The sequence below is a fragment of the Clostridia bacterium genome (assembly GCA_014360065.1).
Taxonomy (GTDB): domain Bacteria; phylum Bacillota; class DSM-521; order Neomoorellales; family JACIYF01; genus JACIYF01.
This window is the reverse complement of the sequence record JACIYF010000035.1, coordinates 1-25,076: the sequence shown is the minus strand read 5'-3', so window position 1 is coordinate 25,076 and position 25,076 is coordinate 1. Positions and strand designations below refer to the sequence as shown.

The following is a 25,076-nucleotide window of genomic DNA, read 5'->3' as shown; positions in this document are numbered from 1 at the left end:
TGCCTGGTTTTATTTTTATCTGACCGCTTTGCTTACCTGCCTTTGCATAAAAATGCCAGCCCAAAAATAAGTATTATTCCAGAGTTGTACAGCACTTAAACAATTTGGAGGCAAACCCCATGGAATGCCAACCCCTGGACCAAGTGCTACAACAAATATTTCCTTACATTGCTCCTAGTATCAAACAGGTTCTGTTGGGTCTTAACCCTTTCCTAACTAGGAAGATCGAGGAAATCCGGCTAAGGGTGGAAAAGCCTCTAGCAATATGGGCTGAGAGTCGCGAAATCTTACTAAATGTCCACGGCGTTTCGGTTAACACCCCCTCTGAAAGCTATGTAGTCAACAAACAGGACGTTCTTCGAACCTTGGAACTCCTCACCCAGGGTTCCCTATACGCCTGGGAGCAGGAGCTTAAGTATGGCTATATAACTATCGCGGGTGGCCATCGAGTTGGGTTATCAGGAGAAGTGATAACTGAGAGAGGGCTGGTGAAAGCGCTGAAGTACATAACAGGGCTTAACATCCGCCTAGCTCGCGAGGTCAAGGGCTGTAGTGCTCATATCATACCGTTTCTTTATTCTCGTCTCGTTGGTCGGTTCTATCATAGCCTACTGGTTTCACCACCTCGCTGCGGAAAAACCACCATTTTGAGAGATTTAATCCGGACTATCAGCAATGGAATGCCCGAGCTGGGTATTCCGGGAGTAAACGTAGGGTTGGTAGACGAGCGGTCTGAAGTTGCTGGAAGTTACTTTGGGGTTCCTCAAAAGGATGTGGGATTACGGACTGATGTTCTTGACCGTTGCCCCAAAGCTCAAGGAATGATGATGATGGTCCGCTCCATGTCACCCCAGGTGATTGCTACTGATGAAATTGGCTCAGCTGAGGATGTCGAAGCCATTGCTGAAGTTATGAACGCTGGCACAACTCTCATAGCCACAGCCCATGGCTCAAGCATCCACGAATTGGAAAGGCGTCCGGCTTTGGGTTCCCTGCTTGAGCACGGGGCTTTTGAGAGAATAGTTATTTTGAGTCGAGCCGCAGGTCCGGGAACCTTGGAGGAAATTATTGATGGCATAAGCCGAAGGCCCATTTACCGCCGAATTAACAGAGATGTTCGGGGTGTGAACACCTTTGGTCATTAAGCTGATCGGTGCACTCATGGTAATCGGCGCTACAGGTGGATTTGGTTTGATGGTAAGTTCTAACTATAGGCGCCGCGTAACTGAGTTACGCTTGCTGAGGTCGGGTTTGCAGATGCTAGAAACTGAGATTGTTTATGCATCTACGCCTTTGCCAGAAGCCTTACGGCGAGTTGCCAGCCGAGTGGCTCCAGATGTAGGTCGATTCTTCGGAGAAGCAGCCAGCTTATGGGAACGGCCTGATGGTGATCCAGGTCAAGCAATTTGGTTTGAAGCTCTAAGCAAATACCTGAGAAGTTCAGCTCTAATGCCAGAAGATGCTGAAGTCTTGAAAGCACTAGGAGCAAGCCTGGGGGTATCTGATAAGGTCGATCAGGAGAAGAACCTAGCGCTGGCCAAAAAGCAGCTTGAGGAGCAAGAGCAGATTGCTGAAGCTGAGCGTAGCCGCTATGAAAGAGTGTGGCGTACCTTGGGTTTTTTGGTAGGCGCCACTATAGTGCTAGCCATGATCTAAGTTAGGAGAGAGAATATGCTTTGGGGAGAAGTATCGTTGATCTTTAGGATTGCTGCGTTGGCCATCATCATCTCCATTTTTTATTCATTTCTTAAACAGGCTGGGCGTGACGAATACGCCTACATGACCCTTCTAGCTGGGCTGGCCATAGCCCTATTGTGGTCTATACCTGTCATTCTGCAACTGTTCAATACCGTTCGGTCAGTTTTTCAGCTCTTTTAATAGAGCTGGGTGACAGTATGGATTGGGCCAATATCCTACAAATCATAGGATTGGGGTTGACGGCAGCATTATTGGCAGCCCTTCTAAGACAAACCAAATTTGAGGCTGGAGCTTTAATAGTTGCTCTAATAGCTGGTATAGTTATTTTCCTAGTAGTGTTCACCAAGATTAGCTTGGTTGTCCAGGTATTGCAAGATATGTCTCGTAAAGCAGGCATCAATGAGTTTTATCTTGGCCTTCTTTTTAAGATAGTTGGTATCGCTTATTTAACTGAGTTTGGGGCCCAGCTTTGCCGAGACGCAGGTGAAAGCGCGATTGCCGGCCGGGTGGAACTTGCCGGCAAAGTGCTAATCATAATCGTTGCAGTTCCCATCTTAATTGCCATTCTTGAGTTGATAGTGAGACTATTGCCCTAGGCGGGGATGATTTTGCGGAGATTGGTGATGGTTTTTCTATTTGGTACACTTTGCTTCTTGACCTTTTTACCGCTAGCGGAGGCGACTACCGATCTGCCCGACAAGGTTTCCCCTGACCTTAGAGGTCTGTTAGATACTCAGCTGGAAGAACTCGATTTAGGCAAGCTGGATTCGTACATAAATCAGCTTGATCAAGAGATTTCAGGGCATTTACCAATAATTAGTGCCAGCCGGTTGGTAAAGAGCTTGACTAACGGAGAACTACCATGGAGTGCTTGGGAATTGGTCAAAAGCCTCTTGATCTATTTAGGCAGAGAGATTGCTGTTAACCTGTCGCTTCTGGCCAAACTTCTGATTTTGACCGTAGCGTGTGCTGTCCTGCAAAATTTATCTCAGGCTTTTGGCGAAGGCAACGCAGGCAAACTTGCTCACGCAGTTGCTTATTTGGCCCTATTGGGTTTGGCTTTTTCCTCGTTTTCCGTAGCTGTAGGTTATAGTCAACGTGCCATTGATTCGATGGTAAGCTTTGTCCATAGTTTCCTACCAGTGTTGTTACCTTTGGTAGCGGCATCTGGCGCCATAACCTCCGCAGCTGTCATCCACCCTGCCCTGCTGACATTTATAAGTGCCCTTAGCGCCCTTATCAAGAATGTGGTATTTCCATTAATCTATTGCAGCTTGGTAGTCAATCTGGTCAGTGAATTCATGGAAAAATCCCCGGTATCTCGGCTTGGGGGGTTTTTGCGGCAGGTATCATTTGGATTGTTGGGTCTGGGCTTGACCATCTTTGTGGGGATGTTGGGCATCCAGGGGGTAGGGGCGGCAATTAAAGATGGACTAGCATTAAGGTCAGCCAAGTTTGTATCCATGGCCTTCATTCCGGTCGTGGGAAAAATGTTCAGCGACGCGATGGACGCAGTACTAGGAACCACTCTGGCGCTCAAAAATGCTTTGGGATTGGCTGGGGCTATCATTATAGTTGGGCTAGCAGCTATACCAGTGCTCAAGATCCTATCTCTTTCCTTAATTTACAAGGCAGCCGCTATTTTGGCTCAACCCTTAGGGGATATGCGCCTAGGATCAGCTTTGGATGGTATGGGTGGCTCTCTTACCCTAGTTTTTGCGGCTGTAGCCGCGGTAGCGCTGATGTTGTTTATCGCCCTGGGAATTATCGTGGGGCTCACTAACCTAGGATCGGTGATGGCAGCTGGTTGATTTAAAGGCAAGCAGGTGAGGGTGGCGGTCGTGGCGACGATTCACGAAATAGTGCGTAACGTGGTTTTGACCGTAGTGGTAGCAGGACTGGTTGAGATGCTACTCCCATCGGGGCAGATGAACCGGTACGTAAAGCTGGTGGCAGGATTATTCATTATTGCTGCCATACTGGCGCCTCTTACGAAACAAATAGAACAACTTAGCCGCACCGGTGCAGCAACTGCATTAGCGGCGTGGCAGGGATTGCCAACTACGGACAAAGGAATGGCTGATGCTACTCTATCTCTGACTGCTAGGCAATATGCTGCTCGGGTAGAGAAGCAAATCGAACAGATCCTTGAGCTGCTTCCGGGAGTTGACAAGGCCGAAGTTAGGGCCGATGCCCAAACTGGTAGTGCTAACCAGCTTTCTCTGGCCCAAATCCAAATAAGGTTGTGGGTAACAGATGCTAGTTCTCCAGATACGATTACCCGACAGCAGGTTGAGTCAGTGGTATCAAATTTTTATCTAATTGATCCCAAGCTGGTTGAGGTAGAGATCTTGGGCAACAAGTAGCTGAAAAGGAGGTGGCGATTTTGACGAACAACCCCTTTCAAAATCTGATCAATGGCGAAAAGGGACCAGAGAAATTTCCTTTTGGGCTAAATCGCGCCCAGGCACGTTGGGTTGGGGTCATTGTATTGCTCATCGCAATCGGAGTTAGTTTTCTCTGGAGCGATAACCTATACAGACGCCAAGTAACTCCTCAAGCCGAAAACCAGCTTGAAGGGGAGGGTACTGTCCTTAGTGATAAAGATAACCGATCCAAGACTACCATCGAGACTGATATGGAAGCCAAGTTAAAGGAAATTCTAAGCGAAATTGACGGGGTAGGAGAGGCTGCAGTAACAGTTTTCCTATACGAAGGACCGGAATACCAATACGCGACCAACAATACTCAGAATCAGAGGAAAACCGAAGAGCACGGGGATGGTAAAGCCGATCGAACGGTAACTGAGGATAGCCGAGAAACGCAATTGGTATTGGCTCAATCGCAAGGCCAAGCCGGGCAGCAGCCAGTAATAGTCAAGGAGGTTAAACCGAAGGTGCGGGGAGTACTAATTGTAGCGCCGGGAGCGAGAAATGCATCGGTTCGGGCCCAGCTTATCCAAGCAGCAGTCACTTTGCTAAATGTTCAGCCTCATCAGGTGATGGTTGCAGCTCGGAAACCTGAAGGAAAGGAGGTAGAACCGTGACTATTATGACAACTAGACGGACAATTGGTTTTTTGTTGGTAGGAGTGCTCACCATTAGCTTTCTATACTTGGCCATTGGTAACCTTAGTCGGACCTCAACCAAACCCAAGGATCTAACCGCTAGTTTTCCACCGGTCACCGGCCAGGAAACTGTGAAGCCAGAGGCCAAACCATTGGTCCCGGAAGCTTCGCCGCCTCAGCCAGAACGCGACTTCTTTATCGAGTACAGACTGCAGCGGGATCGGCTTCGTAGTCAGCATTTGCAGCTTTTGAAGGAAATTATCAACAACCCCAACTCATCTAATGAAAGCCGGCAAGACGCGCAAAATCAGCTGCTTGAGTTGAGCCGTTTGGCCGAGCAGGAGCTAGAAGTGGAGAACCTGATCAAGGCTAAAGGATACCCTGAGGCGGTGGTCTTCATTGAGCCTAATTCAGCTACCGTAGTAGTTGGCAGCAAAAACTGGCAGGGAGAAGATGCCAACCGCATTGCTGACATAGTAGCTAGGGCTACCAGCTTGACCCTAGAAGACATTGTGATCATTCCCAAAACCTTGTAGATATAAAGTTGCCAATGTTATAATACACAGGCAGGTTGGTTTGCAGGAGGTGAACGCTTTGGAGCCCAGTTCGGGTGTAGGGGAAGCGAATCAGGTTTCCACAGAAATTGGCTCTATAAAGATAGCCAATGAGGTGGTTGCCATTATTGCAGGTCTGGCTGCCACAGAAGTGCCCGGCATTGCAGGGATGAGCGGTGGCGTTGTCGGCGGAATTGCTGAAATGCTGGGTAGGAAAAATCTATCTAAGGGCGTGAAGGTTGAGGTTGGCCAACGCGAAGCTGCCATAGACTTATCGGTAATCGTGGAATTTGGGGTGCGCATTCCCGATATAGCTTTACAGGTGCAAGAAAAAGTTAAAGAAATCGTGGAGCAAATGACAGGTCTAAAAGTAGTTGAGGTTAACGTCTATGTACAGGGGGTTTCCTTTAGTCCTGCGGAACCAGAAGAGGAGAGCCGGGTGAGGTAGCATTTTACTACATGCATCCAGTCGGGCTGAAGAGGAGGATTCCAGGTGTTCTATCGAATTATTTGTACCATATATACTATCTTGCTGACCGTAATGGCTGGTGTACTCTTGGCTTCGGCCTTGGGCTGGACCCTGCCGCTTCAACTGGTTCAGACTGCCCTTTCGCAACCTGAAAGCCGTTGGATTGTAGGAGTTGTTTCTGGGATAGTAGTTATCCTAGGCATTGCTCCCCTGGTGACCTCACTTAATGGCCAGCCTAGCTCGGACCGAGCTCTGGTTGAGACCAATTCGTTAGGAGATATCAAAGTCTCATTGCGGGCGTTAGAAGACTCGGTGGTCAGAGCGGGGCGTCAGATCGAAGGGATCAGAGATCTTAAACCTTTGGTTCAAGCAACTACTGCGGGAGTAGTCATTGAGGTCTTGGCGATGGTAGTACCAGATACCAACATTCCACAAGCCTCCAGGGCTTTGCAGGAAAGGATTAAGCAATACGTACAAGACGTGGTCGGAGTGCCTGTATTGGAGACTAAGGTCACCGTCCAGAATATCGCTGCCGGTACTGCTGGTGGACGGGTACATTAAGAGGGAAAGAGATATGGACTGGAGAGAAATGCTTGCCTACCTGTTTACTCAGCACCGCGGTAAGCTGGTAGGGACATTAATTGGGCTAGGTATCGGCCTCCTGATAGCCTTTTTTGGGTTATGGCGGGCCGTAGTCATACTCCTGTTGATGGTAACTGGTTATTTGGTTGGCAAAAGCATAGATCAAAGCGGAGGGTTAGACAGCTTTCTGAAGAGACTTTGGGGTGAACGGCGGTGAGTCGGCGTAAAGCCAGAGAGAAAGCGCTGCAGGCGATTTTCCAAATTGATTTGGGCAGAACCAAGGTTGATAACGCTCTTGAGAGCGTGTTTCAGGAAAGTCAACTCACTGAGAAAGACAAAGAGTTTGTAGAAAGGATAGTCAAGGGAACGACCGAGCATTTACCGGAAATCGATGCCCATTTGCAGGAATATGCTGCTGGTTGGAGCCTAGATCGAATGCCTAATGTGGACAGGAATATCATGCGCCTTGCTCTTTACGAGCTGCTTTATGGTCAGGAAGCTAGCGTCAACGTCATCATCAACGAGGCGGTTGAGTTGGCGCGCCGTTATAGCACTGAGGAATCCTCAGCTTATATAAATGGGGTTCTTGATACGGCCAGCAAAAACGTCGGCACCAAAGGTAACAGATAAGCTACTGTCAAGCTTAGAGGGTGAACCTGTTTATGGCGGAATTATACCTTGGGGTAGATACCAGCTGCTATACTACATCCGTGGCAGCTGTAGATGTCGAGGGATCTGTTTGGGCAGATGTTCGTCAAACTCTGAAAGTACCATTGGGAGAAAAAGGGCTAGCGCAGTCTGCTGCCCTTTTTCAACACATTAAAAACCTTCCGCAGCTCATGGAAAGCTTAAGCGAAGCGTTGGGTTCTGACCACCATTCGTGGAGAGGTATGGCAGCAAGTTCCCAACCCCGGCGTTTACCTGGGTCCTATATGCCGGTTTTCTTAGCTGGGCTCAGCTGCGTGCAGTCCCTTGCTGCTGTGCTGGGTGTCCCGTGGGTGACTGTCTCTCACCAGGAAGGTCATATTATGGCAGGAAAGTGTTCTTCAGGCCTTATAGGTGATAGCTTTGTAACAATCCACCTTTCCGGGGGTACTTCTGAGGTATTATTGGTAAAGGAAAAGCTTCCGGAATATGAAATTAAAGCTTTGGGCGGAACAACCGACTTATCAGCCGGACAGTTTGTAGATCGAGTGGGGGTCTTACTAGGGCTTCCCTTCCCTAGTGGCCAGGCTTTGGAAAGACTGGCTGGCGAAGCACCAGATGAAAAGGGCGTATTTATACCTTCGGTGGTTAGGGGCTTGAGTTTCAGCTTTTCAGGTCCGGAAACTTATGCCCGAAAGCTATATAATGAAGGTGTGGACTCTGCGTTAATAGCTAGGGCAGTGGAAAGATGCATTGCTGCCACTCTAGAGAAGGTGATCCGGGCGGCAGTGCAGGCGGTGCGGGTTCCTGACGTTCTTCTGGTAGGAGGTGTGATTGCCAATAAGTTTATCAGGCAGCGGTTAGAACACAGATTGGATTGCGAGAAGGTGCGCTTATGGTTTGCAGACCCGAAACTGGCAACTGATAATGCCGTTGGCGTTGCTTTGTTAGCAAGGTCAGCCTTCTGCAAAGATAACCTTCTAAATTCTGTTCATATTTCATGGCAGGAATAGTGAAAAAAGTTACGAATTAATCAACTTAATAGTAGCGGTAACGGATAGCCGTATTGACTGTGGGAGGGATCCGATTTGTATGACATCCTTCGGAAACAAGAGCTGGCCCCCAGTATCAAACTGATGGAAATTTATGCACCCTTGGTTGCCAAAAAGGCGCAGGCCGGGCAGTTCATTATCCTTCGGTTGGATACAGATGGTGAACGGATTCCGCTCACCATTGCCGATTTTGACCGAGATAAGGGCACGATAACTACCATTTTCCAAGAGGTTGGCTTTACCACTAAGCGCCTAGGGGAGTTAGAAGCTGGAGATAGACTGCTGGATTTCGTCGGGCCTCTGGGCCGTCCGACCGAGATCGAGCAATATGGTACTGTTGTCTGTGTGGGCGGTGGAGTTGGAATAGCGCCCATTTACCCGATAGCTCGGGCCTTGAAACAAGCTGGCAACGAGGTTATCGGAATAATCGGCTCTCGAACCAAGAATCTCCTCATTCTCGAGCAGGAAATGGGCCAGGTAGTAGATCAACTCATTGTATGCACTGATGATGGGTCTTATGGGCGGCATGGATTTGTAACCGAAGCCTTAGAAGAATTACTGAAAACTCGTACCGATATCGCCAGAGTTTGGGGTATCGGACCTGTAATTATGATGAAGAACGTGGCCCGCACTACCTTGCCTTTTGGCGTAAAGACGATCGTTAGCATGAATCCCATAATGGTGGACGGGACGGGGATGTGCGGTGCTTGCCGAGTAGGAGTAGGTGGGGAAACCAAGTTTGCTTGCGTGGATGGGCCGGAGTTTGACGGGCATCTGGTAGACTGGGACTTGGCCGTGCGAAGGTTGAGCTTCTACCATGACGAGGAAAGAAGGATTCAGCAAGTGCACCAACATGGGGGTGACTGTCAGTGCCGGTAAAGCCAAAAAAGAACCCTATGCCATCACAAGAACCAGCAGCTAGGATAAGGAACTTCAATGAGGTGGCACAGGGGTACACTAGAGAACTTGCTCTTGCGGAAGCTGAACGTTGCTTGCAATGCCGCAAGCCGAAATGCATGGAGGGTTGCCCAGTAGAGGTAGATATTCCTGGTTTTATCAGCCTGATTCGGCAAGGGGATTTCGAAGGTGCCATCAACAAGATCAAAGAGAAGAACAACCTCCCCGCTATATGTGGCCGGGTCTGTCCTCAAGAGAACCAGTGCGAAAAGTATTGCACCTTGGGAAAGAAGCACGAGCCGGTAGGTATTGGAAGATTAGAGCGTTTTGTTGCTGACTTACAGTTGAACAATGGCGCCACTGTTCCATCGGTGTGTGAACCTTCAGGCTTCCGAGTAGCAGTTGTTGGTAGTGGTCCGGCCGGCTTAACAGCAGCAGCGGATTTGGCTCGCATGGGACACCAAGTTACCGTTTTTGAAGCCCTGCATGTGCCGGGCGGAGTTCTAATGTATGGGATTCCTGAATTCCGCTTGCCCAAAAGAATAGTTCAAGCGGAAATTGATACTATCAGGCAAATGGGAGTAGAAATCCGCACCAACACGGTCATAGGAAAAACCCTTACTGTGGATGAACTATTTGAAATGGGCTATGATGCGGTGTTTATAGGGACGGGAGCTGGGCTGCCTAGCTTCATGCACATCCCTGGCGAAAACCTTAACGGAATTTACTCGGCTAATGAGTTCCTGACTCGAACCAACCTGATGCGAGCCTATGATTTTCCTAAGGCGGTCACTCCCATCAAAGTGGGAAGGCGGGTTGCGGTTACTGGTGCTGGGAACGTGGCCATGGATGCTGCTCGTACAGCTCTCCGCCTAGGGGCTGAGGAATCGTATATTGTGTATCGCCGCTCCGAGGAAGAAATGCCTGCTAGAAAAGAAGAAGTTGAACATGCCAAGGAGGAGGGAGTTAAGTTTCACCTGTTGACTGCACCGGTTGAGTTTCATGGCGATGAGTCTGGAGCAGTCAAGGGCATGACTTGTATCCGTTTCGAATTGGGTGAACCTGATGCCTCAGGGAGGAGGCGGCCTGTTCCTATTAAAGGATCGGAGTATTACATGGAAGTAGATACGGTGGTCATTGCCATTGGCCAGAGCCCTAACCCCTTGGTTCCCCAAACTACTCCGGGTTTAGAGACAAACGCGCACGGCTGCATAGTTGCCGCACCGGATACTGGCGCAACTTCACGGCCCGGGGTTTTTGCCGGAGGGGACATTGTGACGGGAGCTGCCACTGTAATCTTGGCCATGGGAGCAGGAAAGGCTGCAGCCCGAGCCATTGATGATTACCTGAGGAACAAGGCCAAAGGCTAGACGGGGCCTGAGGCCTTGGTATTAAGTAAAAATGGGGGAGGCGAATGGTCTTGGCCCGGTTGCTGGAAGGAAAGCCGATAGCGGCGCAGATCCGAGAAGAAACTAAGGCGGAGGTAGCTAGGCTTCGTGAACAGGGAATTGTCCCGAAAATGGCTGCGGTTTTGGTTGGCGATGACCCTGCATCGGTAGTATATGCCAACTCCAAAAAGAAGGCTAGTTCCAACGTGGGCATTGATTATGAGCTGTTTACCTTGCCGGGCGATGCTTCTGAGAGTCAAGTTCTTGAGCTAATTGACAAGTTGAACTCGGATCCTTCGGTTCATGGTATCATGGTAGAATTACCACTGCCAGCACACATCGATAAGCAAAAGGTCTTAGAAGCTGTTAGGCCGGACAAGGATGTGGATGGATCCCATCCAATTAACCGTGGCTATATATTGAGTGGACAGGATGGTCTATTTCCAGCTACTCCCCAATCTTGCGTTGAAATCTTAGTCCGGTCGGGGATAGAAATTGAAGGCAAGCGGGCGGTAATCGTTGGTCGCGGCGAGACCGTAGGAAAGCCGCTAGTCTTTCTTCTGCTTAAGTATAATCCAACTATTACTATTTGCCACTCGCGGACTAGAGAACTGGGTTCAGTGACCAGAGAGGGCGATATCCTAATTGCCGCAGTGGGCAAGCCAAGAATGATTAAGGCTGATATGATCAAGCCTGGTGCAGTTGTAATCGATGCTGGTATCAATGAAGTGGATGGCGGCATTTGTGGCGATGTGGATTTTGAAGAGGCCAAAGAGGTGGCGGGAGCGATCACTCCAGTTCCTGGTGGTGTTGGTTCCCTAACTACTGTACTTATTTTGCGCAATGTGCTGAAAGGGATAAGGAAGCAGTTGGGGAAGGGTTAGATGGGAGGAGGCTTTTCATGAGCGAGGTATGGGATTGGTCGTTTCGAAAAGTGGTTGAGGTCTCTGCGTCTAGTTCGCCTACTCCCGGGGGCGGCAGCGTTTCTGCCTTAGTGGGGAGTCTAGGAGCGGCTATGGTAGCCATGGTAGCCAATCTTACGGTAGGCAAAGAGAAATATCGGGAAGTGGAAGGGGAAGTTAAGGGCATCCTCGCCCAAGTTTACGAGTTGATTGAGAAGCTAGAACAGTTAGTTGAAAGGGACATAAGTGACTTTTCCAACTTTATGCAAGTATACAAGATGCCTAAGGAAACTGAAGAAGAGAAGAGGATAAGGGAAGAAGCCAAGCAAAGAGCACTCAAGGCGGCTACCGATACCCCGTTCACCATTGCTGAGTCTTGCCTTGAGGGGTTGAGGCTGGCCGAAAAGCTCTCGCTCATTGGCAACAAGGGTGCGATCAGCGACGTGGGGGTAGGAGCCTACGTTTGCGATGCTGCCCTTCGCTCGGCCCTGCTTTCGGTCGATATCAATCTACCTTCCATAAGTGATCCCGATTATGTTCGTGCGGCGCAGGAACGTAAAGCGAAGTTAATATCGGAAGCCGATGCCCTTAAGGCTAAAGCTTTGGAGAAGGTAAGAGAGAGACTTGCGTAAGCATGTTAAGTAGCTTAAGGTATTCAGGTGCCCGGTGATGCGGGCACCTGCATTATTTCATAGGGGTGCCTCATGCGTGCAGCATTCGACCAACAAAGGAAACCCCCATCTGCGGACAGCCCTGGTGCGGTCGGCTATACTGCAGCGTAGTGCAGAGGATTTTTTCGAAGGGGAGATGATCTTGGCTTAAGAAGGTGGTAGTATTAAGATGTAAGAGTTGGCAACCAGAGTTCTAGGCTTAATGATAGAAGGTGAGTTATTGACCTGGGAAGAACAATTTGGAGAACTAATCGAACAGGTAGATGCTTTTCTTGATAAAACTTTGCCTTCAGAAGAGACATACCCACAAAGCTTGCACCGGGCTATGCGATATAGCGTCTTGGGGAGGGGTAAGCGGTTGCGGCCTATCTTAGTAATGGCCGCAGCGCGGACCTGCGGAACGGATCCTGCCCTTGTATTGCCGACAGCAGCGGGTATCGAATGTATCCACGCCTACAGCCTCATACATGATGATCTGCCAGTTATGGACAATAGCGACGAGCGGCGCGGTAAGCCTTCTTGCCATCTGGTATTCGGGGAGGCCATTGCTTTGCTCGCCGGCGATGCTTTACAGGCGTTGGCCTTCGAACTGATAGCTAGTAATGGCTTTGACCTAGGTCTTAGGCCTCAAGAGGTTCTACGGGTGGTTAAGGAAGTTGCCCAAGCTTGTGGATCTCAGGGCTTGGTGGGAGGACAAGTTGGAGACATAGAGAGCCAAGGTTGCCAACCCAACCAGGAAATGATCAACTACATTTGTTCCCGCAAGACTGGTGCCCTAATTCAGGCCTCGGTCAAAGCCGGGGCAATTTTAGCAAGAGCAGGTGAGGATAGAATCGCAGTGCTGTCCCAGTACGCTAGTCACCTTGGCATAGCATTCCAGATAGTAGACGACATCCTTGATTTGGTAGGCAACCCTGAAAAGATGGGTAAGCGGGTGGGTCAAGATGAAGCCAAGCACAAAGCCACTTATCCTGCAGCATTTGGTTTAGAAGAGGCAAAAAGGAAGGTCAGCAAGGAAGTTGCTGCTGCCATTAGCCTCTTACAAATATTCGGTCGTAAGGCTGACCTTTTGCGCCGAATAGCGGACTTTTTGCTACATCGTGACCACTAGCCCATTCAGGTGTTTGCATGGGAACCTATGCCGGAGTTGCTAAAACCATTAGGGCATGATACAATAAATCACCTGGGAAGGTAGGTGGCGCAGTATCCTAGTCAGCCACCTGGCTCTGAAGGCGGGCCTAAAAATCCGTCAAGGGCATACCGATGAAGTTTCTGGTACTGGCTTCTGACGCCCAGTCGGGGGTTGGTACTGGAAGTTAAGGAGGCGGGGCGATCTACAACGGCATGTAGGCGTTGACCCTGCTTCCGTGGAGACTCAAGTTCGTGGCCGTTATTGGCTATGGCTTGAGGCGAACCTGCATTCGGTACAAAGGGTGCTGGGTGCAGCGTAGCCTGCCTTGAGTGGTTGCGGGTAGAGATCTTAAAGCTCGACCGGCTGACGGCCGGAAGCCGGGAAGTGGCTGATTGAAACCCCAACTGCAAAAGAGGCTAAGGGCCTGTGTGAGCTGTTAGGGGAAAACCTCTAGGCTGTTTACCTTGTGGTAAAGCCCACCGGGGATTACAGTGCGCGCTAAGTGGCAATCCAGCCCTGCCTGCGGTAACGCGGCAGAGTAGTCCTTAATGGGAAACCGCCATGGTGGCAACGCCAAGGTGGATTGCTGGGAAATCCTGCTGGACCTAAAGCCGCAAAGTTTACCCGGTGTGCTGCCACCTACCCGAGCACTATGCTTCCGGGGGCTAAGAGTAAACATACCTTTGTAGAGCTTTAATATGTACCCTGGGGTGAAATGTGGGTGGCCAAAGCCAAAAAGGGTAGCTTTAGGCGCGCAGTGACAGTTGGTCTGGGTGCTTTTTTTTTAGCTACAATAGTTAGTCTGGCATCTCAGGGTTTAGTTGAGCGCGTGGCCTCCATCCTGTTGGCTGTTTCGTTGTTGCTCACGGTTATCTTGCTTGGCGTTGTCTTTGATATAATCGGAGTAGCTTCAGCAGCAGCCCAAGAAGCTCCTTTTCATGCTCAAGCTGCTAAGAAGATTCCAGGGGCCAGCCAAGCCAGGTTAATCGTGCGAAAGGCTGACCAGGTGTCCAGCTTTTGCAACGATGTAGTTGGGGATATTGCGGGCACCGTCAGCGGGGCGTTAGGCGCACTGATAGTGGTACGGATTACGCGAGATTATCAGGGATGGCAAGATAACTTTTGGCCAGGAATACTGATGACTGCCACCATTTCTGCCTTAACCATTGGCGGTAAGGCTTACTGCAAGCGATTTGCCATTGAAGAATCTACTCGCATTATTGCTTTAGTGGGGAAGGCCCTTTATTGGATCGAGCAATTTACTGGGGTTAGGGTATTGAGGGATGATCGGAGTCTTCGGAGGCCGAAGGAGAGAAAAGGACTTGAGGACGATCGACAGGGTAAATAGCCCTTCCGACTTAAAGAGATTGGGGTTGCCCCAACTGAAAAAGCTTGCAGCCGAGATACGAGAAGAAATTTTGGCTACGGTATCAACCAATGGTGGCCACCTAGCTCCCAGCTTGGGCGTGGTGGAGCTGACCCTAGCCCTGCATATTGTGTTTAACATGCCCAAGGACAAAATCATCTGGGATGTGGGGCACCAGTGCTATGCCCATAAGTTGGTAACTGGGCGAAGGCATGTATTTTCAAGTTTGCGCCGGAGCGAGGGAATAAGTGGTTTCCCAAAGAGAGGGGAAAGCCCTTATGATTGCTTTGGCACTGGCCATAGTAGCACCTCTATATCTGCCGCCTTAGGGTTTGCCTTGGCTAGGGATTTACGGGGAGAGGATTACCATGTTGTAGCTGTTATAGGTGACGGAGCCTTGACGGGCGGTATGGCATTCGAGGCCATGAATCATGCTGGTCACCTTGGCACCAGATTAATCGTGATCCTCAACGATAACCAAATGTCTATTGCCAAGAATGTCGGGGCTATTGCCACCTATCTCAGCCGGCTGAGATCTAACCCGAGATATTCTAAGAGCAAGAAGAGCATTAGAGGCTTTCTAGCCAGGTTAGGTCCTGTAGGAGATATGATTGGAAGAACGCTGGATCGGGCCAAAGGCAGCTTCAAGTATCTCCTAGTTCCAGGAATGTACTTCGAGCAACTTGGCTTCACCTACTTAGGCCCTATCGACGGTCATGACTTGGTAGCACTACAGCAGGTTCTTAATGATGCCAAAAGGATCGATGGCCCAGTTCTTGTTCACGTAGTAACCAGGAAAGGTAAGGGTTATTTGCCTGCTGAGCTGGACCCTAACACGTTTCATGGCGTAGGTCCCTTCGATATTGACAGCGGACGTCTTATTTCTGCGCCGGGGCCGCCAACGTACTCATCGGTATTTGGCAATGCCTTGATTGAGATAGCTCGAGAACGACCAGATGTGGTGGCCATAACCGCAGCCATGTCCGACGGCACCGGCTTGGGCGACTTTGCTCGGGAATTCCCGGAACGGTTTTTTGATGTCGGAATAGCCGAGCAACACGCTGTTACTTTAGCGGCAGGCCTAGCAGCTTGCGGTATGCGACCCGTAGTAGCCATTTACTCAACTTTTTTACAGCGCGCCTATGATCAATTAATTCATGATGTTGCTTTGCAAAGGCTCCCTGTAATCTTTGCTGTAGACCGAGCCGGATTTGTCGGGGAAGATGGGGAAACTCATCAGGGCCTATTTGATCTTTCCTATCTCGGGTCTATACCCAATTTTACAGTCATGGCTCCCAAAGATGAAGCTGAACTTTGCTGCATGTTGGTAACTGCCCTGGAAATCCAGGGTCCTGTAGCTATTAGATATCCTAGGGGAAGGGGAATGGGAACGTCCATGAGCCACCGGCTTGAACCACTTCCCTTAGGTAAGGCAGAGGTTCTTTTGGAGGGGCGAGACGCGGCCGTTTTCGCAGTTGGCCCGTTGGCTTTCACTGCTTTAGAAGCAGCAGCGATGCTCCGTTCCGAAGGGATTGAAATATCCGTAGTTAATCCACGGTTTATAAAGCCCATTGACGAGGAGAGCCTTATATCTATGGCGCGGCGATGCCGCCGCATCCTGACTGCGGAAGAAAACATACTACATGGCGGGTTTGGAAGCGCTGTCAGCGAAACTCTGACTCGAAACCGGGTAAGCGCCGTTCAACTAGTGACCCTAGGAGTTACTGATGAGTTTGTTAAACAAGGTAACCCTGATGAACAGCGTTCACGCTATTACCTCGATGCTAGCGGGATTGCTAACGCAGTTCGCTCCTTGGTTAAAACTACAGGTTACCGAAGCTCTCAGAGCGATGCTTCCATGGGTCGAAAGTGAGGTGGGTAGGTTTATTGCCAACGGATAAACTCCGCCTCGACTGCCTCCTTGTACAGAGATCATTTTTCTCCAGCCGAGAGAAGGCACGAGCAGCTATCATGGCAGGTCAGGTTCAAGTTGGGGGGCGGACAATCTCTAAACCCGGAACCCTGGTGAGCCCGCAGGCCGATATAGCCGTTGGTAACCAGACGCTACCCTACGTGAGCCGGGGTGGTCTCAAACTGGAAAAGGCAATTAAGGAATTCGGCCTCAATTTTATTAACATGGTTGTACTGGATGTGGGAGCTTCAACGGGAGGGTTTACTGACTGCGCTCTTCAGCATGGTGCCCGCAGGGTTTATGCCCTGGATGTCGGGCACGGATTGTTAGACTGGACCCTGCGTACTGATCCAAGAGTTGTGGCTTTGGAGAAGGTTAACGTTCGCTACCTTGATCCGGAAATGATACCCGAAAGGGTAGATATTGCCACCGTTGATGTATCCTTTATTTCCTTGCTCAAAATACTGGGACCCGTAAGTGCTGTTATGAAGAGGGGGGCTCACCTAGTTGCCTTAGTAAAACCACAGTTTGAGGCTGGTCGGCATCAGGTGGGCAAACATGGCGTGGTAAGAGATGCCTCGGTGCACTGTGAAGTATTGCTGCGGATTACGGGTCACATGCGAGAAATAGGGCTCTATCCTTGGGGTCTAACCTTTTCTCCTATCCGCGGCCCTAAAGGCAATATCGAATTTCTAGTGGCTGCTGATTACCTGGTTAATCAGCATGTGCTGCTTTTAGAAGCTAAAGTCAAAGAGGTGGTCCAACAAAGTCACAAGCTCCTATTGGGGGAGTAACGCCCGATGCAGCCTGTTGATGTAATCGTATTAACCATAGCGTTATGTTTGCTTGGGGTGTGGTACTTTAAGAAGTACATGGTAGGATGGGGCGTAAGGTGGAAGCTGCCGCCTGCGGTTAAAGAACTGGAAGCAGCAGGTTTGGTCTTAGAAAAGTATGGGTACAGGATAATTTGCTGTCAACCCAGGGTCAATACTGTACTTGAGCTTTTGGGTAGAAGTTTCAATTTTGAATCGAGAGCTGATTTCGTGGTGGAAAAGGACGGTGAGTTCTTCGTTGCCCAAAGCGTTGAGGGGCAAAAGATTTCCCATTGGTTAGATGGCCCAAACCACATGCGCAGGTTAGTGGAGATGTGCATTTCTTGCCAGGCAGATGGGATGGTGTTAATAGATACTGATAACGACATAATATATCCTCTCCAAGTAAATGTCTCAGGGCCAAGGTATAAGAAGAAAGTTCAGCTGTTCAGGGAATTATCTATGAGTGTTGCCGGGCTGGCCGTCGGAGCAATTGTGGTATATATGATGCTGAAATAGTCGGCTTTGGACGCAACCGTTGTTGCAGAGGGTGAGCAGATATCATGCGGCAAGTTGGACTAATGTTAAACCTTCGCAAACCACAAGCTGTAGAGGTTGGACGAGACCTATACCAATGGTTAAGGAAACGCCAGATAGAAGTATTGATGCCGATAGCCAATGCCCGAGCTATTCATTGTTCGGCAGGGACCTCTGAAGCAAAAGTAGTTAGCCAGGCAGAGGTTTTGATTATCCTGGGAGGAGACGGGACTCTATTGAACGGCGCAAGGTCTGCAGCGCCTTTCGGCACTCCGGTTTTAGGTATTAACTTAGGAGGTTTGGGATTTCTAACCGAGCTCGAACCTTCAGATCTCTATCATGGTCTAGAACTGCTGTTGGCCGGCCAGTATACAATCGATGAGCGCATGATGCTAAAGGCGACGGTAATAAGGCAGGATGTAGAGATAGAGCATGTCTATGCCTTAAATGATGCTGTGATCGCTAAAGGTGCGTTTTCGAGGATGATAAGGCTCGAAACCCAAGTGCGCGGTTCATCTATTGCTACTTACCCGGCTGATGGCTTGATAATAGCTACTCCTACTGGGTCCACAGCCTACTCCTTATCCGCTGGCGGACCGGTAGTCTCCCCGGAGATGCGGGCCATTATAATAACTCCTATCTGTCCCCATACCCTTTACTCGCGACCACTTATAGTCTCATCTTCAGAAAAGATCGTCGTGCTTTTGCGTTCAGAGGCTGCTGAGGTAATGCTGACAGTTGACGGACAGAGGGGGATCAAATTGGAGGCTAGCGACAAAATCATTGTTGAAGAGGCAGAGTTTAGAGCCAAATTGGTTCGAATCAAAGGTCGTGGCTTTTTTGAGGTCTTGCAGCAAAAGCTCCAGGATAACCATGGTGTCATGCCGTGGCCTGAGGAGTGAAATCCATTGAAAGCAGCCAGGCAGCGGAAGATCATTGAACTTATTACTCAGCGGCCAATATCTACCCAAGAAAGACTTACTGCAGAATTAATTGAAGCTGGATTTGAGGTCAGCCAGGCCACGGTATCCCGCGACATAAAGGAGATGGGCCTAATTAAGGTGATGGGAAGGGACGGCAATTATTATTATGCTTGTCCAAATCCTGAGGCACCAAACCCGATAATCAGGCTAAAACGACTATTTGCTGACTCAGTGTTAAAGATCGACACCAGCGACAACCTCGTGGTTATCAAGACACTTCCCGGAGTTGCTCATGCAGTTGCTTCCTGTATAGACGGGATTGGCTGGCCTGAAATAATTGGTACAGTGGCAGGGGACGATACCATTTTGGCCGTTATCAAGAACAGGAAGTTAGCTAAGCAGATCCACAGCCGGTTTTCTGAGTTTCTTACTCCATAATCGTGTGCCGGGGGGATCCATAATGCTGGTGAGTTTACATATATGTGATTTTGCCCTAATTGATGACATCTATTTGGATTTTGATGCTGGATTAAATGTGCTAACTGGAGAGACGGGTGCTGGAAAGTCGATCATTATCGATGCCTTGACCCTGTTATTAGGGGGCAAGGGATCAGCGGAAATGGTTAAGAGCGGAAGCCGCCGGGCCGTGATTGAAGGCGTGCTTGAGATACGAGCAGATCGCTGGGCGGAAGTAGAGAAGGCCGGGATAGTACGGGAAAACGACAATCAGCTGGTCGTATCGCGGGAGGTCTCTAGTGATGGCCGGAGCGTTTGCCGAGTAAACGGTCATTTGGTGACTGTGGCTACTCTGCAGCGCTTAACAGCCGGTTTAGTGGACATCCTGGGGCAGCACGAGTACCAACAAATCCTCAAGCGCCAATGCCAGCTCGATATTTTGGACAGTTTGGGCGGAGAATCTTTAGCTCAAACGCGCCAAAAGGTTCAGGAACTATATGGCCAACTTCGCTCCTATGATAGGGAGAAAGACGAGTTAAAAGCCGAGGTGCTTGATGAAAGAGAGATTGCTCTTCTCGAGAGTGAAGTCGAGGAAATTGAGAGGGCAAAGCTTGCGCCTGGCGAAGAAGAACGATTGGAAGCTGAAGAAAGGATGCTTGTTCATGCTGAGAAACTGAAACTTGGCGCAGAGGAAGCATATGAGCGGCTATATCATGGTTCCTCAGGCCCCGGCTCGGTTTATGATCAGCTATCGCAAATCACCCGCCAATTGAAAGAATTAGAGGCCATGGATCCTTCCCTTGGGTCAGTAGCTAACAGAGTAGAATCTTGTCTATACGAGATTCAAGAAGTCGGAGAAACCTTGCGGGACTACCGTGACCGAGTTGATTACGATCCGTCCCGCCTGCGGGCGGTTCAAGAGCGGCTAAATGCTCTAAGATCTCTGTTTAGAAAGTACGGAGGTTCTGCCAGCGACATCCTGGAGGAACTGGAGAAAAAAAGGGCCTGCCTGGCATCTTGTCAGGATTATAAAAGCAGGCTAGAGGAGTTGGAGAGAAATTATAGGTTGGTTGAACAAGAATATCTGTCTGAAGCTAGAAAACTAAGTGAACTAAGAAAGCAAGCAGGTAAGCGCTTAAGTGCTTTACTGACCGACAGGCTCCGCCTTCTCAACATGCCTAGGGCACAATTCAAAGTCAAGTTTTTAGATACAGGTGATTTTTCTCCGCATGGCTTAGATACCATAGAGTTTATTTTTAGCGCCAACCCAGGACAACCCCTTCGTCCCTTAAGCAAGGTGGCGTCAGGCGGCGAGATGTCTAGATTTATGTTGGCGGTTAAGACAGCGTTGATGGAAATCGACCCAGTACCAACGCTGGTTTTCGATGAGATTGAGACTGGCATAAGTGGCAATGCGGCTCAGGTAGTTGCGAAAAAAGTATCTGAGTTGGCCCGATTTCGCCAGGTAATCTGCGTAAGCCATTCTCCTCACTTGGCTAGTTTAGCTGACCGCCATTTTTACATTGAAAAAGTTCCTACGGAACGAAGCACAAGAGTGACTGCGAGAGTGCTCGACGAAGATGGTCGACTAAAGGAAATTGCTAGAATACTTTCCGGGCAAGATAGCAAGATAGCTTTGGAGCACGCCAAAGAGTTAAGACAAAGGGCGCTAACCTAATTTATGGGTGTGGTTATTTCTGGAAAGATAACCGCAACTTTTCTAGCGGGTCAAGGATAGCTACTTACTTTCGCGGTTATTTTAGTTTCAGGGAGGACGGTGGACCAAGTCAAAGGAGGTGTTGACAGGGGAGGTTTAGGAGGTTTACAGGGTGCACTTATCACTAAAGAAGGTCATTGTGGTTGGCTTTTTTTTGCTTGGTCTCATAGGGTGTTTTACCTCTTCTGTGTCAAGCCTTTACTCCTTGCCGTTGGAACAACGCTGCATAGCTGGTTCTCCTGGCCCTGTTCTACCACATGTACCCCTTGGAGTTAAGACCTACATCAGCGGTCCAAACCATGGCCTGGAAGTGGGCCCTAGTCTACCGCCAGGACAAGTCAATGTAAGTTACCGGTTGATAGGATTAATTCCCTTACGATCCACAGTCATCAAAATAGTGCCACCTCTGGAGCTGGTTCCAGGAGGCCAGTCGATCGGGGTTATGCTTCAAACCAGAGGCATAGTAGTAGTTGGTTTTGCCCCGGTGACTACTGTTGGTGGGCGGCAATACAGTCCAGCCAAGGAGGCGGGACTGGAAATCGGCGATCAGATTCAAACAGTAGGAGGCCACCAAGTAACTAACAGCGAGCAAGCTGCTAGACTCGTTGATGAACTGGGAAAACGGCGGGAAAGAATCGAGATCACTTTTAAACGGGGATCACGACAATTGTCAACCATGGTTGAGCCAGCTAAATGCAAGGCAAGCGGTAAATACCGTTTAGGTCTTTTTATTCGTGACGGGACGGCTGGAGTGGGGACTCTGACGTTTTATGACCCCCATAGTCATATCTATGGCGCTTTAGGGCACCTAGTGGCGGATCCTGAGACTAACCAATCGGTTGAACTTGCTAAAGGGAAGATCGTGGAGGCTGTGATTCAAACTATCCAAAAGAGCACCAGCAACCAGCCGGGCGAAAAGGTAGGGGTATTTTTGGAAAAAGGTAGTGTTAGGGGCAATATCCTAAAAAATACTAAATACGGGATTTTTGGAGAGCTGGAACGGCCGCCGGCAAATGGCGTTTATCATACTCCTATTCCAGTAGCGTTAGCTTCTCAAGTCCAGGAAGGCCCAGCGGAAATTCTAACTGTGGTTAAGGGGAATCAAGTAGAAAGATTTGCTGTACATGTAGAGAAAGTTATGGCGGACCGTAAGCGCGAAGGCAAGGGCATGGTCATAAGGATAACTGACCCAAAACTAATCAAGGTGGCTGGGGGAATTGTCCAAGGCATGAGCGGCAGTCCGATAATTCAAAATGGTTGTCTAGTGGGGGCTGTGACCCATGTCTTCATTAACAACCCCTGCCGTGGATATGGCGTTTTCATAGAGTGGATGCTACATGAAAGTGGGTTCTGGTGGGAGTTTCATAGGAGACAAGAGCCAACCTCTGCCGATGCAGCTTAGGACTTTCAAATCAGGTCGAAAGAAAGTGTCGGGAAACCTGCTCGGGCGAAAAATGACTGAATTTCTCCCCAATTACCCCTGGAAGGATTAGGCAAACCCATGTAGAATGTGTATAGGCGTTGCTGATAGGCAGTTCGATCGGGGGGCGGTTTTGAGCGTGTCAAACTTGATCAACGTGGCTGTTGTTGAAGATAACCGAGAGCTTTGTGAGATACTAAAAGATTTTATCAATCAGGAAGAAGATTTCAACCTCGTGGGGGTCGCGTACAATGGCCTAGATGCTATTCACCTCATTGAGGAAAACAACCCCGATGTGGTTATTCTAGACATTGTGATGCCGCATTTGGATGGAATTGGGGTACTGGAACGTTTTCAAGAAATCAATTTATCCCCGAGACCTAAAATCATTGTCCTATCTGCTCTGGGTCAAGAAAGTATGACCCAGCGGTCAATGCAACTAGGGGCGGACTATTACATTGTTAAGCCATTTGACCTTTCTGTACTAGGAAATCGCATCAAGCAGCTGGTCAATGGTCACAACCATATAGCTGGTGCTGCACCACCCAAAGCCAGAAATCTAGATCTAGAAGTTACTAAAATCATTCATCAAATGGGTGTCCCGGCGCACATAAAGGGATACCAATACTTAAGAGAGGCTATTCTCTTGGTGACCGAGGACATTAACTTGCTGGGGGCGGTGACTAAGGAGCTTTACCCAATGATAGCCAAGAAATATGATACTACCCCGAGTCGTGTAGAGCGCGCAATCCGTCATGCCATAGAACTAGCCTGGGATCGGGGTAATGTGGAGACTATAAACCGTTTTTTTGAGTACACGGTAAATATGGAGCGTGGTAAGCCAACCAATTCAGAGTTTATTGCTATGATTGCCGACAAACTTAGAATTGGTGCTCGTTAGTAAAAGTTCTATAAGCGTGGAAGGGCCTTTCTATATGGGGTCAAGACTCAACTGAGAGAAGGCGAAAATCATGGAGTTGTGGGAGTCACCAATAAGTTCCAATACGTTGTACGAAGGACATATCGTGCGTTTGCGTTTAGATAAGGTAAGGCTTATCAATGGCAGATCAGCTTCACGGGAAGTGGTCGAACATCCCGGGGCAGCAGCTGTAGTAACTCTAGATGACCAAGGCAATACGACTTTAGTACGACAGTTTCGTTATCCGGTACGCAGGGCGCTGTGGGAAATCCCTGCAGGCAAGCTTGGCCCTGGAGAAAAACCGCTGGATTGTGCTCAAAGAGAGCTTTATGAGGAAACAGGCTTCCAGGCTGGCAAATGGGAACCCCTTGGGACGTTCTATACATCCCCGGGGTTTTGCAATGAAATGATTTACCTTTATTGGGCTCGAGATCTAAGTCTGGGCACCCCCCGTCGATCTAGTGAAGAGATTATGGAGATTTCGCAGGTACCCCTTAGCCAGACCTTGCAGATGATAAAGAATGGAGACATCGTAGACGCTAAAACCATAATAGGGTGTTTAATGGCTCTTCGTGTATGTGGATTTAGATAACAGCATAAACTCACCTTTCAGCTAATAAATGTTAGTTGCAGGCAAAGCTGGAAGGTGGTAGCCATATATGCGGGGTCTAAGTTATAAAATTGGGAACCACTTTCGGGAGAATATAGTTCTATATGCACTTATGCTATTGGTCTTTAGCCTAGGTGCTATGCTGGGAGTATTAGGATCCTCGGGGCTCAATGATGGGCAGGTCCAAAACCTTACTCGGTATTTGGACCTGCTTATACAGAATAGCCAACAAGAGATACCCAATTCCTATCGCCTGTTTCAAAGAGCATTGACTATAAATCTTCAAAGTCTAGCGGCTATATGGCTTTTAGGTTTAACGGTAATTGGGCTTCCCCTGATTGGGGCGGTTATCATGGCCCGGGGATTTATTTTAGGTTTTTCGATAGCATTTCTCGTAACCCAGGGAATTGAGATAGGAGGAGGTTGGATCGTCGCTACTTGCTTTCTTCCGCAAAACCTAATTTATGTTCCTGTGTTAGTGGCTGCAGGGGTGCGAGGTACGCTTTTTTCTCTATCGTTGACTCGGACTACCGGATGGCGGAATGATAGACAAAGCACCTGGGCTCGGTTTTGCCTGTACTGCCTTTTCATTGGAATCCTAAGCCTACTTATGAGTTTTGGAGCTTGGATAGAAGGTTATGTGTCTCCATGGCTATTCAAGCTTCTGCTTTCATGAGCTGTTACAAGAGGGAGCGTAAAATAGATATGCAGTATTTGGTTGAGGAATTCCTAAGGTATGCAATCGTGGAACGCGGATTATCCGAGAATACGGCCTCCTCCTATAGTAGTGATCTTTCATTCTTTCGCGACTATTGTCAAAAACAGGGCATCACTGACTGGAAACAGGTGACCAGGGCCACCGTAATCGCTTACCTCTCTGTTCTTCAAGCTAAGGACCGGGCTCCAGCAACCGTAGCCAGGCACCTATCAGCCATCCGTTCCTTTTTTCATTTTCTCAACATGGAATATATCACCTCGGAGGATCCTACTGAGGACCTCGACTCTCCAAAAGGTAACCGGCCTCTTCCCCGAGTGCTATCAATTGATGAGGTAAATCGGCTGCTCGACCAGCCCAATCTTCATACCCCCAACGGACTTCGCGATAAAGCCCTCCTAGAACTTCTATATGGCACGGGTATGCGAGTGTCGGAAGCCGTATCCTTGAATGTTTGCCATATAAATTTTGATCTCGAGATGGTTTGTTGCCTCGGAAAAGGGGGCAAGGAGCGCATTTTGCCCTTAGGATCCATGGCTTTGCAAGCTTTACGCAACTACATCAACTTGGGGAGGCCAAAGTTGGCCAAGACCAAAAGCGAAGAAGCCCTGTTTATCAATCGCTTGGGTACG

The 25,076-nt window shown here is 49.1% G+C and carries 30 protein-coding genes; all 30 read left to right on the top strand.

Annotated features, from left to right (window positions below):
• The first annotated feature begins 119 nt into the window (after window positions 1-119).
• Window positions 120-1,145, top strand: coding sequence for a stage III sporulation protein AA (gene spoIIIAA, locus H5U02_07160; GenBank protein MBC7342215.1), 1,026 nt, complete (start codon window positions 120-122; stop codon window positions 1,143-1,145).
• Window positions 1,135-1,656: a stage III sporulation protein AB gene (gene spoIIIAB / locus H5U02_07155; GenBank protein ID MBC7342214.1), complete on the top strand. Its 522-nt coding sequence runs from the start codon at window positions 1,135-1,137 to the stop codon at window positions 1,654-1,656. The genes spoIIIAA and spoIIIAB overlap by 11 nt, the downstream gene beginning before the upstream one ends.
• A gap of 15 nt (window positions 1,657-1,671) precedes the next feature.
• Window positions 1,672-1,878, top strand: a complete 207-nt coding sequence (gene spoIIIAC, locus H5U02_07150; GenBank protein ID MBC7342213.1) for a stage III sporulation protein AC — start codon at window positions 1,672-1,674, stop codon at window positions 1,876-1,878.
• 17 nt (window positions 1,879-1,895) lie between these two features.
• Entirely contained in the window at window positions 1,896-2,294 is a 399-nt protein-coding gene (gene spoIIIAD, locus H5U02_07145) for a stage III sporulation protein AD (GenBank protein MBC7342212.1), read from the top strand.
• A 12-nt stretch (window positions 2,295-2,306) separates the two neighbouring features.
• The gene (gene spoIIIAE, locus H5U02_07140; protein ID MBC7342211.1) at window positions 2,307-3,509 is read left to right on the top strand and encodes a stage III sporulation protein AE; all 1,203 of its coding nucleotides are present in this window, start codon (window positions 2,307-2,309) and stop codon (window positions 3,507-3,509) included.
• 21 nt (window positions 3,510-3,530) lie between these two features.
• The gene (locus H5U02_07135; protein ID MBC7342210.1) at window positions 3,531-4,064 is read left to right on the top strand and encodes a stage III sporulation protein AF; all 534 of its coding nucleotides are present in this window, start codon (window positions 3,531-3,533) and stop codon (window positions 4,062-4,064) included.
• Window positions 4,065-4,084: 20 nt separating this feature from the next.
• Window positions 4,085-4,744: a hypothetical protein gene (locus H5U02_07130; protein ID MBC7342209.1), complete on the top strand. Its 660-nt coding sequence runs from the start codon at window positions 4,085-4,087 to the stop codon at window positions 4,742-4,744.
• Entirely contained in the window at window positions 4,741-5,301 is a 561-nt protein-coding gene (locus tag H5U02_07125) for a SpoIIIAH-like family protein (protein ID MBC7342208.1), read from the top strand. Before H5U02_07130 ends, H5U02_07125 begins: the two co-directional genes overlap by 4 nt.
• 58 nt (window positions 5,302-5,359) lie before the next feature.
• Window positions 5,360-5,767, top strand: a complete 408-nt coding sequence (locus H5U02_07120; GenBank protein MBC7342207.1) for an Asp23/Gls24 family envelope stress response protein — start codon at window positions 5,360-5,362, stop codon at window positions 5,765-5,767.
• Between the two features lie 45 nt (window positions 5,768-5,812).
• Window positions 5,813-6,349 carry an alkaline shock response membrane anchor protein AmaP gene (gene amaP, locus H5U02_07115; protein ID MBC7342206.1) on the top strand — a complete coding sequence of 179 codons (537 nt, stop codon included), beginning with the start codon at window positions 5,813-5,815 and terminating at the stop codon, window positions 6,347-6,349.
• 13 nt (window positions 6,350-6,362) lie between these two features.
• Window positions 6,363-6,587 (top strand): DUF2273 domain-containing protein, encoded by a 225-nt coding sequence (locus tag H5U02_07110; GenBank protein ID MBC7342205.1) that lies wholly within the window; start codon window positions 6,363-6,365, stop codon window positions 6,585-6,587.
• The gene (gene nusB / locus H5U02_07105; protein ID MBC7342204.1) at window positions 6,584-7,000 is read left to right on the top strand and encodes a transcription antitermination factor NusB; all 417 of its coding nucleotides are present in this window, start codon (window positions 6,584-6,586) and stop codon (window positions 6,998-7,000) included. Before H5U02_07110 ends, nusB begins: the two co-directional genes overlap by 4 nt.
• Before the next feature lie 32 nt (window positions 7,001-7,032).
• A complete protein-coding gene (locus tag H5U02_07100) occupies window positions 7,033-8,028 on the top strand; it encodes an O-sialoglycoprotein endopeptidase (GenBank protein MBC7342203.1) in 996 nt (331 codons plus the stop codon).
• A gap of 75 nt (window positions 8,029-8,103) precedes the next feature.
• Entirely contained in the window at window positions 8,104-8,946 is an 843-nt protein-coding gene (locus H5U02_07095; GenBank protein MBC7342202.1) for a sulfide/dihydroorotate dehydrogenase-like FAD/NAD-binding protein, read from the top strand.
• Between the two features lie 17 nt (window positions 8,947-8,963).
• A complete protein-coding gene (gltA, locus tag H5U02_07090; protein ID MBC7342201.1) occupies window positions 8,964-10,334 on the top strand; it encodes an NADPH-dependent glutamate synthase in 1,371 nt (456 codons plus the stop codon).
• Window positions 10,335-10,384: 50 nt separating this feature from the next.
• Entirely contained in the window at window positions 10,385-11,236 is an 852-nt protein-coding gene (locus H5U02_07085; protein ID MBC7342200.1) for a bifunctional 5,10-methylene-tetrahydrofolate dehydrogenase/5,10-methylene-tetrahydrofolate cyclohydrolase, read from the top strand.
• Window positions 11,237-11,253: 17 nt separating this feature from the next.
• A complete protein-coding gene (locus H5U02_07080; GenBank protein ID MBC7342199.1) occupies window positions 11,254-11,886 on the top strand; it encodes a cyclodeaminase/cyclohydrolase family protein in 633 nt (210 codons plus the stop codon).
• Between the two features lie 241 nt (window positions 11,887-12,127).
• Window positions 12,128-13,036, top strand: coding sequence for a polyprenyl synthetase family protein (locus H5U02_07075; GenBank protein ID MBC7342198.1), 909 nt, complete (start codon window positions 12,128-12,130; stop codon window positions 13,034-13,036).
• A gap of 742 nt (window positions 13,037-13,778) precedes the next feature.
• A complete protein-coding gene (locus H5U02_07070) occupies window positions 13,779-14,405 on the top strand; it encodes a hypothetical protein (protein ID MBC7342197.1) in 627 nt (208 codons plus the stop codon).
• The gene (locus H5U02_07065) at window positions 14,341-16,296 is read left to right on the top strand and encodes a 1-deoxy-D-xylulose-5-phosphate synthase (protein ID MBC7342196.1); all 1,956 of its coding nucleotides are present in this window, start codon (window positions 14,341-14,343) and stop codon (window positions 16,294-16,296) included. Before H5U02_07070 ends, H5U02_07065 begins: the two co-directional genes overlap by 65 nt.
• Window positions 16,297-16,310: 14 nt before the next feature.
• Complete coding sequence (locus H5U02_07060) at window positions 16,311-17,129, top strand: TlyA family RNA methyltransferase (protein ID MBC7342195.1); 819 nt, start codon at window positions 16,311-16,313, stop codon at window positions 17,127-17,129.
• A gap of 6 nt (window positions 17,130-17,135) precedes the next feature.
• The gene (locus H5U02_07055; protein ID MBC7342194.1) at window positions 17,136-17,666 is read left to right on the top strand and encodes a hypothetical protein; all 531 of its coding nucleotides are present in this window, start codon (window positions 17,136-17,138) and stop codon (window positions 17,664-17,666) included.
• Window positions 17,667-17,710: 44 nt separating this feature from the next.
• Window positions 17,711-18,586, top strand: a complete 876-nt coding sequence (locus tag H5U02_07050; GenBank protein ID MBC7342193.1) for an NAD(+)/NADH kinase — start codon at window positions 17,711-17,713, stop codon at window positions 18,584-18,586.
• A gap of 6 nt (window positions 18,587-18,592) precedes the next feature.
• A complete protein-coding gene (gene argR, locus H5U02_07045) occupies window positions 18,593-19,045 on the top strand; it encodes an arginine repressor (GenBank protein ID MBC7342192.1) in 453 nt (150 codons plus the stop codon).
• Window positions 19,046-19,067: 22 nt separating this feature from the next.
• A complete protein-coding gene (gene recN / locus H5U02_07040; protein ID MBC7342191.1) occupies window positions 19,068-20,741 on the top strand; it encodes a DNA repair protein RecN in 1,674 nt (557 codons plus the stop codon).
• Window positions 20,742-20,892: 151 nt separating this feature from the next.
• A complete protein-coding gene (spoIVB, locus tag H5U02_07035) occupies window positions 20,893-22,182 on the top strand; it encodes a SpoIVB peptidase (GenBank protein ID MBC7342190.1) in 1,290 nt (429 codons plus the stop codon).
• A gap of 106 nt (window positions 22,183-22,288) precedes the next feature.
• Window positions 22,289-23,101: a sporulation transcription factor Spo0A gene (gene spo0A / locus H5U02_07030; protein MBC7342189.1), complete on the top strand. Its 813-nt coding sequence runs from the start codon at window positions 22,289-22,291 to the stop codon at window positions 23,099-23,101.
• A 70-nt stretch (window positions 23,102-23,171) separates the two neighbouring features.
• Window positions 23,172-23,711 carry an NUDIX hydrolase gene (locus tag H5U02_07025; protein MBC7342188.1) on the top strand — a complete coding sequence of 180 codons (540 nt, stop codon included), beginning with the start codon at window positions 23,172-23,174 and terminating at the stop codon, window positions 23,709-23,711.
• A gap of 67 nt (window positions 23,712-23,778) precedes the next feature.
• Window positions 23,779-24,405 (top strand): stage II sporulation protein M, encoded by a 627-nt coding sequence (spoIIM, locus tag H5U02_07020; GenBank protein ID MBC7342187.1) that lies wholly within the window; start codon window positions 23,779-23,781, stop codon window positions 24,403-24,405.
• A gap of 29 nt (window positions 24,406-24,434) precedes the next feature.
• Window positions 24,435-25,076, top strand: a 642-nt coding sequence (locus H5U02_07015; protein MBC7342186.1) for a site-specific integrase, incomplete at its 3' end; no start/stop codon positions are given.